Here is a 13,416-nt window from a genome sequence, read left to right on the forward strand (position 1 = left end):
ATGGAGTATAGACGGGTGGCATGCACCGTACGTCTTACCCCATGCCTGATCGAATCAGTCACATGTGATCACTATTCGTTTCTTCACGTTCAACATAACATGTGTTGGTTTGAGACACAAGTCTTTTTTTGAAAGCGTTCTCTAAAATTTTACAAGGGAACGAATCTATTGTATAGTAAGGGCGAATCTAAGTAAGAAAGGTGTTGCATGTTGATGAGTGAGGTTGTATCTGCCTAACGAACTGAAAAATGTCGGATGACACGTCTTTTTGTCATGCCGTCATGTTCCGTTACAGATACCGCCCATCAAAAACTGCCAGACACCCGTCTGTCTTTTTGCGTTGGTCGTCATCGACCGACGCTTTTTTGTTTGCGCGGTATCTCGATTCTACGATTTGAGGAGAGAGACACATGAACGAACAAACATTTGAAAAATTACAATACAACGAATTGATGACGAAAGTAGAGCGCTTCTGCATCAGCGGATTCGGAAGACGACTTCTTCGACAGCAACGCCCAACGAGCCACATTACGACGGTGAAGAAGCGCCTGCAAGAAACATCCGAAGCCCGCGCGATTCTAGATGCGACGTCACACGTCCCGTTCATCGGTGTGTCTGACATGGAGACCATTATCGGAAAACTGCAACGAGGCATCCAACTCGAGGCAACAGAGCTTGAAGCGGTCGCCGAGTTTTTACGAGGGGCACGCAAACTCAAGCGATTCATGCTCGAGCATGAATTCTTTGCACTGCTTCTTTCGGCTTATGCTTCAGGAATGGGCGAATGGCGGACGCTTGAAGAAGACATCACACAAGCGATTCGAGCCGGACAGGTCGTCGATGAAGCATCGAAAGAGTTGAAGCGGATTCGGAAGCAAGTCGACATTTTAGAAGGACGAATCGAGGAACGATTGAACAAGTTCTTAAAGAGCGCCGCCAATCGCGAGATAATCCAAGACGGATTCGTCACGAAAAAACAGGACCGCTTCACCATTCCAATCAAAGCTTCTTATAAGCATAAAGTGGCAGGGACGATTGTGGATACCTCGAATCGTGGGACGACGGTCTTTATCGAACCGGAAGCGATTGCGAAGTTAAATGCTGAACTCGTCGTCAAGCGTACGGAAGAAGCGGTAGAGGTGTATCAAGTACTAGCGACGTTGACGGGAGCGGTGACAGAAGTCCTTCCTGACATCGAATCGACGCTCGACGTCATCGCCCAGTACGATATGGTCTTCGCCAAAGGGAAGTACAGTCAGTCGATTGATGGCGTGATACCACACGTCAATGCGACCGGTCACATCCGATTGAAACAAGTACGTCATCCGCTCTTAGTAAGCGCTGTGCCACTTGATTTTGCCATCGGTACAGACTATCGCGGCTTGATCATCACCGGACCGAACGCCGGCGGGAAGACGGTCGTCTTGAAAACGATTGGACTCCTTAGTCTGATGACGATGACGGGACTGCATATCCCGGCTCACACGGATACAGTCATTTCGACATTTGATGAGGTGTTCGTCGATATCGGAGATAATCAAGACTTGGAATCGGCACTCAGTACGTTCTCTGCACACATGTACAACGTAGCGAGTATCATGCAGACCGCTGGAAAACGGTCGCTCTTGTTATTCGATGAAATCGGAAGCGGGACGGAACCGAACGAAGGAGCCGCTCTTGCGATTGCCATCTTAGAAGCGGCATATAAACGGGGCGCAATCGTTGTGGCATCGACACATTATGGTGAAATCAAATCCTATTCTGAAGCCCACCCAGATTTCATGAACGCTGCGATGCAGTTTGATCCGGAAACGCTCGAACCAAAATACAGACTGCTCATGGGACAGTCTGGCGACAGCAACGCCCTCTTTATCGCCCGTAAGATGAAGTTACCGGAATCGATTCTGAAACAGGCATCCCGTTACATGAACGAGAAAACATATGATACTACGAAAGTCGATGATTCTAAAATTGTGCGAGAAGTGGAAATGGTACCACCTGAAGAGGAAGAGCACTTTGAAACAGGTGACCGTGTCCGCTTGTTAGAGACGAATCAAGTCGGTCTTGTCTATTCGTTTGATGCATCGCGTCGACATGTCCGCGTGTTCGTAGATTTGGAATATGTAGAGTTGCCGAGCCGCCGCGTTCGTCTTGAGGCACGCGCGACAGAGCTCTATCCGGCTGACTATGATTTAGATACGTTGTTCACGACGTATCAGGAGCGTAAGGAAGCCCACGACTTTGCAAGAGGATCGAAAAAAGCGTTACGACGAGTGGAGAAAGAGATTCGGGAAAGGAAGAAACAAGAGCACTCTAAACGTAAATGAATGTAGCATACGGTGAAAGGGTAAGAGCACATAAAGAGAAATCTTAATGTGGGAGGGGCTTATGTGTTCGAGTTAAGTTTTTGGTTTGCACTCGGTTTTGCCGTGATTCACTTTTTTTCAGGAAAACTCATTCACGTGCGTGAAGTGCCGAGAAGCCGTTTTTTATCAGTGGCTGGAGGGATTGCCGTTGCTTATGTATTTCTTCATCTGTTGCCAGAGTTAAATGAATATCAACGCGAACTTGAAGGAGAGATTAGAAATAACGTCTTTGCTTCCCTCGAGAACCATATCTTAATCATCAGTATGTTAGGACTGGCTGTCTTTTATGGGCTCGAACGATTTGCAACGGCCAATAAGCGTAAACAAAAACCGTATGTGTTTTGGATTCACATTGGTTCATTCACGTTATATACGTTTAGCATCGGATATGTGCTCGCAGAAAGTGAATTTCAGTCCAATGGCACGATGTTTCTTTATTTTTTAGCGCTTGGTATACACTTTGTCACGGTCGATCAAGGATTGCGTCAGCACCATCAGCAACTTTATGATCGACAAGGGCGCATCTTCTTAGCGCTTGCTGTACTCATAGGGTGGGCAGTTGGTACCTTTGCGGAAGTGAATGATCTCGGTTTATCGATTGTTGTCGCCTTTTTAGCAGGTGGCGTCATCTTGAACGTCATGAAAGAAGAATTGCCTGCTGAGCGAGAGAGTAGTTTTGGTGCATTTTTGATTGGTTTATTAAGTTATGCGCTGTTATTGCTCGTCATATGAAAAGGGCAACCACCGCGAGTGGCTGCCCTTTTGACTTATAAGCTATTGCTTTGATTTTCTACGTTGCTGTCGCTCTCTGTTGAAGCATCGTCATCTGAAGAAGTTGAGTCGTCATGGTGTGGACCGTGACCATAGTGACCACCTTCACGTCCACCGCGCATACCACGAATATCTTCCAAGTCATCGTAACTTGTCACATCGGCAAACCGTTCTTCGTGGTCCGCAAGGATTTGATCGGCTTCTTCTTGCGTCAAGTTTCCTTCTTCCACAGCGGTTGCGAGTTTTTCTTCATGCGACGTCATGATGGCGTCGATGAACGCTTCAATTGAAATCCCTTTTTCTTCTGCGAGTTCAGGGAGAGATTGCCCGTTTTCGCGAGCCGCATCCACTTCTTCTTGCGTTAAACCGAGCGCTTCGATGAGAGCGGCATGCCCTGCTTCTCGGTCACCGAACATACCAGGCCCTCGTTCACCACGTTCGCATTGTGTGGATTCCGTCGTTGTCGATTCATCAGTCGTCGTGTCATTCGTCGCGGCATATACGCCTGTGCCTGAGACGGCCAATAGACCGGCTAAAGCGATTGCTAGTTTTGTTGATTTCATGTGTATCTCCTCCTTTGTTACTTCAAGTGTAGGACTGAACGCTTCGGAAGTTGTGAGGGAGTTGCAAGATTTCTGCAAATTGTCTTTGGGAAACGGTGGGAGGTTTGATGGGTACGATATAATGGATGTGGAGGCGATATGAGATGAACGTACTCGTTGTGGAAGATGAACTAAAACTGGCGGACGGCATGTCCCGCTTTTTAACATATTCCGGATTTGAGGTGACCGTGGCGATGACTTTGAGTGAGGCGAAACAACAGTTGCATCAACGGTTTGATGCAGTTTTATTGGATGTTCGACTCCCTGACGGAGAAGGTTGGACCTTGATTCCGACATTAAAAGCGCAACAGCCCGCACCTGCTATTATCCTGACGACGGCTCGTGGTGAGGCGGATGATCGTGTGTTCGGATTGGAACTTGGCGCAGACGATTATTTAGTCAAACCCATCGTTTTAAAAGAGTTGGAGATTCGACTGAAACGTCTCGTCAAACAAACCGATATGATTCAATTTGGAACGCTCACCATCGACGTCAAATCGAGAATGGTACAAGAGAACGGACATCCGCTTCGATTAACGAACAAAGAGTATGAGTTGTTACTGTATCTTTGGAAACATGTCGGGGAGGCGTTAGACCGGAACCGTTTGCTCGATGAGGTGTGGGACTACGCATTTGTCGGAGATACACGAACGGTCGACACCCACATTAAACAACTGCGTGACAAATCGCCGACCTTAAAAGAACAGTTGAAGACGGTGCACCGGGTCGGTTATCGATTAGAGGAACTGTCATGAATCGATTAATGAAGAAGTTACTTTGGACGGCCATTCTACCACTTGCCGTGATGGCACTTTTAACATTCGGACTCACGTCATTATTGATTGGACGCTTCGCAGAAGAGGAGACGTACGCACAATTGGAGCGCGAGGCGGCGATTGTGTATGAAGCCATTCAAGAGGGCCGTGGAATCCCAGGGCAACTTGACGTGCTTGTATTTCAAAATGGGCAGCGTATCGAGTTCGAACGAGGCGGACGGATGCATCGCATGATGCCAATCAACCTCGATCCGAATGATTTAGAGATTCAGGACGAAGTGGGTGTAAATGGTACCCGCTTCTTGACGTATCTGAAAGAAGAAGGGGACATTCAAATCGTGACGTATAGTCCCGTTCCGTTTTCAAATCCACAATTCCAGCAAATCTACCTCATCTTAGCGGGTGGGTTTATTCTGGCCCTACTTGTCGCAATCGCTGTCACGTATTGGATGAGTCGTCGGCTCACGCAACCGCTCGTCGAGTTGAAACAAGCGACCGCATCCATTATGGAGGGACGACACGATATTAGTTTGCCGAGCGTGACGAACGATGAGATTGGGGATTTGACCGTCACCATCGGACAAATGAACGCATCACTTCAAGAAAAAGAGGCGCTTCAAAAATCATTCATCTCTGGAGTTACACACGATGTGCGTACACCGCTCGCCATCGTTCGAAATGAGGCGGAACTATTAGAGCTCGGTGTCGTCCATGAAACAGAGATGGCCACAACCGGTAAAAGCATTACCGAGGAAGTGGACCGGATTGACCGACTCGTCAATCAGATGCTCGAATACTCTAAATTGTCCGCAGGTTCGATTCCCCTTGAAATGGAATCGATTCAACTGGATGAATTGGTTCGTCGGTTGACGCCACGCATGTCTGAGTGGTTCCGACAAAAAGACGTGACACTCGACCTCCGACTCGAAACGGTATCAATCCAAGCTGATCGATTGGCGATGGAACGAGTGCTCTCGAATTTCATAAGCAATGCGTATGAGGCGAGCCCTGTCGGGGGAAGAATCACTATCACTCTAACCCCGAAGCGATTAGAAGTGACCGATGAAGGAAACGGGGTTGATCCTTCCATTCAGCATGCGATATGGGATATGTATGTGAAAGGGGATCGCTCTAACGGACATGGTTTAGGTCTCGCTATCACGAAGTTACTTCTTGACGCACAAGGACTTTCTTATGGCGTCGATTCAGATAAGGGGGCGACATTTTGGATCGGATGGACATGACTTTATTTTTACGAGGGGTGCGGTTAGAGAAAGACCGCATCCAATCAACGGGTTATCCGTACTCGTTACCAATCTTTCAGACACTCGATGAACTGACGTTTCATCATCCGGTCACGTTTCTCGTTGGAGAAAACGGGAGTGGAAAGTCGACGTTGATTGAGGGGATGGCGGTCGCGGCTGGATTCAACCCAGAAGGCGGAGCACCTTCCTTCCAATTCGAAACGGAGTCAACGCATAGTTCTTTGTATGAAGCGCTACGCCCGATTCGAGGACCGTATCGTCCGAAAGATGGTTTTTTCTTACGTGCTGAAACGGCATACCAGCTATCGAGTTATGTGGATGAGATGGCAAAGTCAGGACGTGATCCTGAACGGTTTTATGAATCATATGGCGGACGTTCCCTTCATGAACAGTCACACGGTGAAGCGTTTCTATCCCTCATGCTACATCGATTTCGTGGAGACGGTCTCTACATTTTGGATGAGCCAGAGGCCGCATTGTCGCCGATGCGCCAACTGACGATGCTCGCACGCATGCATGAACTTGTCCAGTCGGGGAGTCAATTTATCATCGCGAGTCATTCACCTATCTTGATGTCGTATCCAGGTGCGATGATTTTACAAGTGGAGACGGGACTTACTCCGACGGCTTTTGATGACCTCGAGCATGTACGGGTGATGCGTGATTATTTACAGGCACCGGAACGGATGCAGCGAATTTTGTTTGACTAAAAAAGCGGCCTCGGCCGCTTTTTTCATGCTTTCGTAATCTTTCTTAATAAGATGATCGCGAGGCTAACGCCCCCGGCAATCAACATATACAAGACAATCTCCATCCAAGTGTTCATTCGTCGTCTCCATCCGCAAAGATTGCGAGCTCCCCTTGTGGCATCGCGACCAACAGATAGGCGTCTCCACCAAGTGGTCTCGCGTCCCCTGCTTGCCAGCACTCAAAGTGTTCTTGATATCCATTGATGAAGAGAAGGGATCCGGATTCAAATTCCAGTTCGAGGTGGGGGTGTTCGTCACCGAGGCGTACTTGACGGATGCGCTCTCTTCTTAAGCGCATGAGCTGTTCGAGTTGTTCACCTTCGTCAAAGGTATTTTGCGTCGCATGGACATGCCACGGTCCCTCGATGGAGATCCAAGATTCCAGTCCTTGACGACTGAAATAGAGAAGATGATGGTTCGGACCAGAACCGAAATCGATTCCGACAAAAGAAGAGGCGGTAAAGAGGTGATGCAAAATAGATGTCGCTTGTTCGTGCTCTATGGTAGACACACCGTCACCTCACTTTAAAGAGTTGTTATCATTATCATTTCACGTTACCACGCTAAAGTAAACGAATCTAACTCAATCTAGAAAAGAAACTGTAGATGATTCGCAAAGTATAATGTTGATTTATTTCACATTTCTGTATACGAAAAAAATGGACATTCACGATGAATGTCCGTTTTTTTCAAACCTCATTATGCTTCGACAAAGGCAGCGCCGATAACACCCGCATCTCCTGACAATTGAGTGAGGCAGAGACGCGTTTTTCCACTAGCATGTGGATACATTTTATTCGAGACTGCTTGTTGTAATTCGTTCCAAAATAATGAGGCCGACATCATGACGCCGCCTCCTAATACAATCACATCAGGATCGACAGTATGAATGATGTTAGCTAGTCCGCTAGCCAGTTCCTCGACGAAGTGATGGCGGTACTCGTCATCTGATAATAGCGAAGGGACGTTTGTATATCCTTTTTCGCTTGCGCGACTCATGAGCGCGGTACCACTTGCGAGTGATTCGAGAGAGCCTCGATTCAGTACAGGGTGAACTGGTCCGTTCGAACGGATAATCATATTTCCGATTTCACCGGCACTGCCGTTCGCCCCTCGAATGATTTGATGTTTATAGACATAACCGCCACCGATTCCAGTGCTCACTGTTACATAAAAAACAGCATCGAATCCTTTTCCTGCTCCAAATTTAGCTTCTGCGAGAGCTGCTGCATTCGCATCGTTTTCAAGGGTGACAGAAAAGCCGAGGCGCTGTGTTAAAGGCTCAACGATTTTTTGATGGTGCCAATTCGGGAGGTTTGGAGGCGTTAAAAACATCCCTTGTTTCAAATCGAGTGGACCGGGAGCCACAATTCCAACATGCCGGATATCGAATTCAACATTGAATTGATGAATCGCAGTCTCAATAGATTGTAGTGTCTCTTCGAAAGGAAGTTGAGGCTGCGTGTTAAACGTGAGTTGTTTCAGTACTTCACCTTTGAGTGAAACAGCCGCAATCCGAGTGTTCGTCCCTCCTAAGTCAATCCCGATTCGGACAGCTTGTTTTTCATCGGAAGGAACACCAGTCACTAGACAAATCGCTTCTCCCTCAATCAAGAACGACTCATTGGCCGGGAGAAGGAGTGTACCTCCCGTAGGTACTTCCATCTCATCAACGATTAATGTTCCTTGCACGACAGATAGTAACCGGAACGTGTCGGTCGAAATCTTTTCTTTCGCTGTAACATGCCATTTTTCCACGAAGAAGAATGGATTCTTCGTCAAACGTGTTCGAAAGTGATCGAGTTGACGGATTGGTTCACTATAGCCAAGGTGAGGAACGAAAGAAGCGAGAATGCCCTTTTCTACGTGAAGTTCACGTGGACGACCGGTCGTCACATCCAGTCGCTCGTAATCGTATAGACGATAGGTTGTGTCCGAACTTTGTTGAATTTCCAGTACGCATACCCCTTTTGTCAATGCATGGACCGTTCCAGCTGGGACATAGAAAAAATCACCGGCATGAATCGATTTTCGTATCAAGCCGTATTCCAAATCGCCTGTTTCAAGCGCTTTGTTGAAGTCTTCTGAGGTGGCATAGGAGTGACCGTAAATGAGTGTCGCATTTGCTGGAGCATCGAGAATATACCAACATTCATTTTTTCCATATGATTCGTTTTCGAGTTGTTCCGCTAACGAATCATCAGGATGAACTTGAATAGACAAATCATCGTTCGCATCAATCCATTTAATCAGTAGTGGAAACACGTCCGCTTTAATTTGAAACAACTCTGGATATTGTTGATAGAGTTCACGCAAAGAAAGACCAACGTAGGGTCCGGAAGCAACGGCTGAACTACCTTTTTCTAATGCAGAAGCCGTCCAAGCTTCACCGATCGAAGGGTCATTGAAATCGAAACCAAATTGCTTCAGACGCTCCCCTCCCCAAAGTCGCTGTTGATAGTGTGGTTTTAAAAGAATAGCGCTCATATCCTGTCCTCCTGTTAATTTGATATACACTTATGAATTTAAAAACTAAACAAAGTTTAAATCAAGTATAGACATGAAATAAATCATGTGTATAATAAAACATGTAACCGATTTCAAATAAGGAGTGAGGACACATGAAGAAAATCTTATTAGCGTGTAGTTCAGGGATGTCGACGAGTTTACTCGTAACGAAGATGAAAGATCATGCCACATCAATCGGGGATGAGGCGAAGATTTGGGCAGTCGGTCAAGATCAGGTCGTAACCGAGATGGACGAGGCAGATGTGATTTTGATTGGTCCACAAATGCGTTTCTTGTTGGATAAATTGAAAGCGCAAACATCAACACCGATTGAAGTGATCGATATGATGGCATACGGCACGGCGAATGGTAAAGCTGCATACGAACAAGCGATGAAATTAATGGGGTGAACAACGTGGAACAGGTAGACGAGTTAACCTTGGAGCAAATGGCATTCATGATGATTTTGCACAGTGGCAATGCGAGAAGTACGATTCAGGAAGCGATTCAACTGTATAAAACGAGTTCTTATGAAACGTTCGAAGAAAAGATTGATGAGGCACGTGGACAATTAAAAGAAGCACATCAAACACACTTTTCACAAATCCAAAGAGAAGCGAATGGAGAAAAAACAGACGTCTCTTTATTGCTTCTTCATGCAGAGGACCATTTAATGTCTACGCAAACAATGCTTGATTTGACAGCGGGTTTGGTCGAAATGGTCGAACAAAAGATTGTAAATCCTAATCAAGAAGGGTGAATCATATGTCACAGGACAATAAGATGTTCAACATGATCAGTAAACTGCTCATGCCGATGGCGACCTATTTAAACAACAGTCGCTATTTACAAGTATTGCGAGATGCATTCATGCTCGCTTTCCCGATTACCATGTTTGGGTCAATCATCGTCGTCATTGCAAACCTGCCGTTCCTCGACCGTTTCATGTCCGAGAGTACACTCAGTGTATTTAAAACATCACTCGGAAACGCACCATCTGCAACGATGGGGATTATGTCTATCTTTGTCGTCTTCGGTATCGGGTATTATCTATCGAAAAGTTATCAAGTCGAGGCTGTCTTCGGAGGAGCGATCTCGCTCGTGTCTTTCCTTCTCTTAACGCCTTTCTTGATTGAAGTGGATGGTATGTCAGAGGCAGTCGGGAATGTCCTTCCGTTGGATCGCCTTGGAGCGAAAGGGATGTTCCTTGCGATGATTACCGGATTCCTGTCCGGTGAGATTTATCGATTTGTCGTTCAAAAGAACTGGACGATTAAGATGCCGGATGGAGTACCGCCAGCTGTTGCGAAATCATTCTCAGCACTTGTTCCTGCATTATTAACCTTGACTGTATTTTTAACATTCAACATCATCGTGACGAACTTATTCAATACGAATCTTCATGACGTCATTTTCAACGTCGTTCAGCAACCGCTTGTGACATTAGGGAATGGTCTCATTCCAACGTTGATTGCAATCTTCTTCGTTCAGCTATTTTGGTTCTTCGGACTCCACGGTCAGGTCATCGTCAACTCGGTGATGGACCCGATTTGGAACACATTATCTGTGGAGAACTTGACGGCTTATACCTCGACTGGAGATGTTCCGAACATTATCAGTAAACAGTTCATTGAAATTTACACGGTAGGGCTTGGTGGTTCCGGATCTACACTTGCTGTCGTCGTGGCCATCTTGTTGTTCTTGAAATCGAAACAGTTGAAACAAATCGGGAAACTATCCCTCGGACCTGGACTATTCAACGTAAACGAGCCGGTCATCTTCGGACTTCCGATTGTTATGAACCCGCTCATCATGATTCCTTGGATTGTCGCACCGCTCGTGACGGTAACGGTCACATACTTCGCGATGTCGACAGGCTTAGTCCCACCACCAACGGGTGTCGCTGTTCCATGGACTGTCCCAATGTTCTTGAGTGGTATCATGGCGACGAACTCGCTTGCCGGAGGTCTTCTTCAAATCGTGAACTTCTTCATTATTTTGGCGATTTGGTTCCCGTTCTTGAAATTTATCGACCGAATGAACTTGAAAAAAGAGTTAGAAGAATCAACAGATAAACAAGAAGCAGTGTAAACAAATAGAGAAAATAGAAATAAGGGAGAGATAAAAGATGACGAACCCGACACAAACACGAATGAAAGAGCAAAAGACCTATCAATTTCCGACAGACTTTTGGTGGGGAACGGCTTCTTCTGCTACACAGATGGAAGGTGCTGCTTTTGAAGGTGGAAAAGGATTGAACATCTGGGATTACTGGTACATGCAAGAGCCGAATCGCTTTTTCAATGGCGTAAGCGCAACAGAGGCCTCAAACTTCTATCATTTGTATGAAGAAGATATCGCATTGATGAAAGAACTCGGGCATAACACGTTCCGTTTCTCCATTTCATGGTCACGTCTTTTTCCACAAGGTGTCGGGGAAGTAAATGAAGAGGCAATCACATTTTACAACAATGTCATCAATTGCTTAATCGATCATGGTATCGAACCGTTCATCAATCTGTATCACTTCGATATGCCGATGGCGCTTCAAGAACAAGGTGGTTGGGAATCACGGGAAGTCGTGGAGGCATATGTCACTTTTGCGAAGACATGCTTTGAGTTGTTTGGTGACCGCGTCGAGAAGTGGTTCACGCATAATGAACCGATTGTACCGGTAGAGGGTGGATATTTATATGATTTTCATTATCCAAACGTTGTTGATTTCAAGCGAGCTGTCCAAGTAGCGTACCACTCGATCTTATCGAGTGCGAAGGCAATCGAAGCGTATCGTGACATGGGACAATCTGGGCAAATCGGAATCATCTTAAATCTGACACCCTCATATCCGAGAAGTCAGCACCCAGCTGATTTGAGCGCAGCGCGCATTGCTGATGCGATGTTCAATCGCTCGTTCCTCGATCCATCTGTTTTAGGCACGTTCCCTCAAGAACTAGTAGAAGTGCTGAAGTCTGAAGATGCGATGCCACAGATGGAAACAGGCGATCTTGAACTCATTCGAGAACATACAGTCGACCTGCTTGGCATCAACTATTACCAGCCGCGTCGCGTGAAAGCAAAAGCATCACTGCCGAATCCGGACGCACCATTCTTACCGGAAAACTTATTTGATTTTTATGAGATGCCTGGACGTAAAATGAATCCATATCGTGGATGGGAAATTTACGAAAAAGGAATCTATGATATATTAATCAATCTAAAAGAAAACTATGGTAATATTCCATGCTTCATTTCAGAGAATGGAATGGGTGTCGAGGGTGAAGAGCGTTATCGTGACGAGAACGGAAGTGTCCAAGACGATTATCGAATTGATTTCATTCGCGAACATCTGAAATGGATGCATCAAGCGATTGAAGAGGATTCGAACGTAAAAGGCTATCATCTTTGGACGTTCATGGACAATTGGTCATGGAGCAATGCTTATAAAAATCGCTATGGATTTGTAGGTATTGACTTAGATACGCAACAGCGTACTGTAAAAAAATCAGGGCACTGGTTTAAACAGTTGATTGACGCTAATGGTTTTACAGAATAATGAAGTAAGCTGACAAAGACTACTCTTTGTCAGCTTTTTTTGATATATTGTACATATATGTCTATACATGAGGTGCTATATGTCTACTAAGAAAAAACCGAAATATGAAACCATTGCTGATGAAATTCGTAAAAGAATTATTGAACACGTTTATCCGCTAGAACATGCATTACCTGATGAAATCCATTTGGCCCAAGAGTTTGGGGTGAGCCGAATGACGATGAAACGTGCGCTTGAGATTCTCGTCATGGAAGGGCTGATTTATCGTAAACGTGGTAAAGGAACATTCATTTTACAGTCGAGCTTCCAAAAAGATCGCATCAACGTGATTAGTAAAGAAACGAGAGGGCTGACTCAAGTAATCGGAGATCGCTCGTTACGAAGTGAAGTCCTGAATTTTGAGGTGAAGTTTCCGTGTCAGGAAGTCGCCAATCATCTCATGATTGAGCTGACAGAACCGGTCTATGAAATACGTCGTGTGCGTTACGTAGACGATGAGCCGTATGTCATCGAATTGACGTACATGGTTGCTAACCTCATTACAGGAATCACACGTGAAATTTTGGAAAAATCCGTGTATGCGTATATTCAAGAAGATCTGGGTTATACGATTACAAGCTCGCATAAAGTGATTCGAGCAGATAAACCGGATGAGTACGACCAAGCTTACTTGAAGAATGATATCACTGAACCGATTATCGAAGTCGAGCAAGTGGTCTATTTAAGTAACGGGAAACCGTTCGAGTATTCGTTTGCCCGTCATCGATACGATAAATTTGTGTTTTCATCGGTCAATATTGTGAAGTAAAAGTCGCCGCGATGGCGA

Annotated in this window: 13 protein-coding genes; 10 read left to right on the top strand and 3 right to left on the bottom strand. The window is 45.8% G+C overall.

Going from position 1 to position 13,416, the window contains the following annotated elements:
• Positions 1-410: 410 nt before the first annotated feature.
• Complete coding sequence (locus tag KNO61_RS13755; protein WP_214873616.1) at positions 411-2,327, top strand: endonuclease MutS2; 1,917 nt, start codon at positions 411-413, stop codon at positions 2,325-2,327.
• Between the two features lie 63 nt (positions 2,328-2,390).
• The gene (locus KNO61_RS13760) at positions 2,391-3,098 is read left to right on the top strand and encodes a hypothetical protein (RefSeq protein ID WP_214685029.1); all 708 of its coding nucleotides are present in this window, start codon (positions 2,391-2,393) and stop codon (positions 3,096-3,098) included.
• A 35-nt stretch (positions 3,099-3,133) separates the two neighbouring features.
• Here KNO61_RS13760 and KNO61_RS13765 read toward each other — a convergent pair whose 3' ends face one another.
• Positions 3,134-3,700 (bottom strand): hypothetical protein, encoded by a 567-nt coding sequence (locus KNO61_RS13765; RefSeq protein ID WP_214757615.1) that lies wholly within the window; start codon positions 3,698-3,700, stop codon positions 3,134-3,136.
• A 143-nt stretch (positions 3,701-3,843) separates the two neighbouring features.
• Between KNO61_RS13765 and KNO61_RS13770 the strand changes: the two genes are divergently transcribed.
• Genes KNO61_RS13770 through KNO61_RS13780 form a run of 3 tightly spaced genes read left to right on the top strand, consistent with a single transcriptional unit; the run spans position 3,844 to position 6,490 of the window.
• The gene (locus tag KNO61_RS13770; RefSeq protein WP_078146057.1) at positions 3,844-4,494 is read left to right on the top strand and encodes a response regulator transcription factor; all 651 of its coding nucleotides are present in this window, start codon (positions 3,844-3,846) and stop codon (positions 4,492-4,494) included.
• Positions 4,491-5,759: a sensor histidine kinase gene (locus tag KNO61_RS13775; RefSeq protein WP_214873619.1), complete on the top strand. Its 1,269-nt coding sequence runs from the start codon at positions 4,491-4,493 to the stop codon at positions 5,757-5,759. Before KNO61_RS13770 ends, KNO61_RS13775 begins: the two co-directional genes overlap by 4 nt.
• Positions 5,750-6,490 (top strand): AAA family ATPase, encoded by a 741-nt coding sequence (locus KNO61_RS13780; RefSeq protein ID WP_205728297.1) that lies wholly within the window; start codon positions 5,750-5,752, stop codon positions 6,488-6,490. Before KNO61_RS13775 ends, KNO61_RS13780 begins: the two co-directional genes overlap by 10 nt.
• Before the next feature lie 112 nt (positions 6,491-6,602).
• On the opposite strand, the gene KNO61_RS13785 is transcribed toward KNO61_RS13780, so the two are convergent.
• Positions 6,603-7,040 carry a hypothetical protein gene (locus tag KNO61_RS13785; protein ID WP_214873622.1) on the bottom strand — a complete coding sequence of 146 codons (438 nt, stop codon included), beginning with the start codon at positions 7,038-7,040 and terminating at the stop codon, positions 6,603-6,605.
• Positions 7,041-7,228: 188 nt separating this feature from the next.
• Positions 7,229-9,016: a mannose-6-phosphate isomerase, class I gene (gene manA, locus KNO61_RS13790; RefSeq protein ID WP_214688931.1), complete on the bottom strand. Its 1,788-nt coding sequence runs from the start codon at positions 9,014-9,016 to the stop codon at positions 7,229-7,231.
• A 134-nt stretch (positions 9,017-9,150) separates the two neighbouring features.
• Here manA and KNO61_RS13795 point away from each other — a divergent pair, with 134 nt between their 5' ends.
• The 5 genes from KNO61_RS13795 (at position 9,151) to KNO61_RS13815 (ending at position 13,398) form a co-directional block, all read left to right on the top strand.
• Positions 9,151-9,447 carry a PTS sugar transporter subunit IIB gene (locus tag KNO61_RS13795; RefSeq protein ID WP_015880368.1) on the top strand — a complete coding sequence of 99 codons (297 nt, stop codon included), beginning with the start codon at positions 9,151-9,153 and terminating at the stop codon, positions 9,445-9,447.
• A gap of 5 nt (positions 9,448-9,452) precedes the next feature.
• The gene (locus KNO61_RS13800) at positions 9,453-9,797 is read left to right on the top strand and encodes a PTS sugar transporter subunit IIA (RefSeq protein ID WP_041917964.1); all 345 of its coding nucleotides are present in this window, start codon (positions 9,453-9,455) and stop codon (positions 9,795-9,797) included.
• Between the two features lie 23 nt (positions 9,798-9,820).
• Positions 9,821-11,128, top strand: coding sequence for a PTS cellobiose transporter subunit IIC (celB, locus tag KNO61_RS13805; protein WP_041918122.1), 1,308 nt, complete (start codon positions 9,821-9,823; stop codon positions 11,126-11,128).
• Positions 11,129-11,165: 37 nt separating this feature from the next.
• Positions 11,166-12,590 carry a glycoside hydrolase family 1 protein gene (locus KNO61_RS13810; protein ID WP_371815835.1) on the top strand — a complete coding sequence of 475 codons (1,425 nt, stop codon included), beginning with the start codon at positions 11,166-11,168 and terminating at the stop codon, positions 12,588-12,590.
• 79 nt (positions 12,591-12,669) lie between these two features.
• Complete coding sequence (locus KNO61_RS13815) at positions 12,670-13,398, top strand: GntR family transcriptional regulator (RefSeq protein ID WP_074035076.1); 729 nt, start codon at positions 12,670-12,672, stop codon at positions 13,396-13,398.
• Positions 13,399-13,416 lie beyond the last annotated feature (18 nt).

The sequence above is a fragment of the Exiguobacterium sp. s140 genome, assembly GCF_018617035.1.
GTDB lineage: Bacteria > Bacillota > Bacilli > Exiguobacteriales > Exiguobacteriaceae > Exiguobacterium > Exiguobacterium profundum.

Coding starts and splice junctions, on each gene's coding strand:
- KNO61_RS13755 (WP_214873616.1), top strand. CDS start 411: ATGAACGAACAAACATTTGAAAAATTACAATACAACGAATTGATGACG.
- KNO61_RS13765 (WP_214757615.1), bottom strand. CDS start 3,700: ATGAAATCAACAAAACTAGCAATCGCTTTAGCCGGTCTATTGGCCGTC.
- KNO61_RS13770 (WP_078146057.1), top strand. CDS start 3,844: ATGAACGTACTCGTTGTGGAAGATGAACTAAAACTGGCGGACGGCATG.
- KNO61_RS13775 (WP_214873619.1), top strand. CDS start 4,491: ATGAATCGATTAATGAAGAAGTTACTTTGGACGGCCATTCTACCACTT.
- KNO61_RS13780 (WP_205728297.1), top strand. CDS start 5,750: ATGGACATGACTTTATTTTTACGAGGGGTGCGGTTAGAGAAAGACCGC.
- manA (WP_214688931.1), bottom strand. CDS start 9,016: ATGAGCGCTATTCTTTTAAAACCACACTATCAACAGCGACTTTGGGGA.
- KNO61_RS13795 (WP_015880368.1), top strand. CDS start 9,151: ATGAAGAAAATCTTATTAGCGTGTAGTTCAGGGATGTCGACGAGTTTA.
- celB (WP_041918122.1), top strand. CDS start 9,821: ATGTTCAACATGATCAGTAAACTGCTCATGCCGATGGCGACCTATTTA.
- KNO61_RS13810 (WP_371815835.1), top strand. CDS start 11,166: ATGACGAACCCGACACAAACACGAATGAAAGAGCAAAAGACCTATCAA.
- KNO61_RS13815 (WP_074035076.1), top strand. CDS start 12,670: ATGTCTACTAAGAAAAAACCGAAATATGAAACCATTGCTGATGAAATT.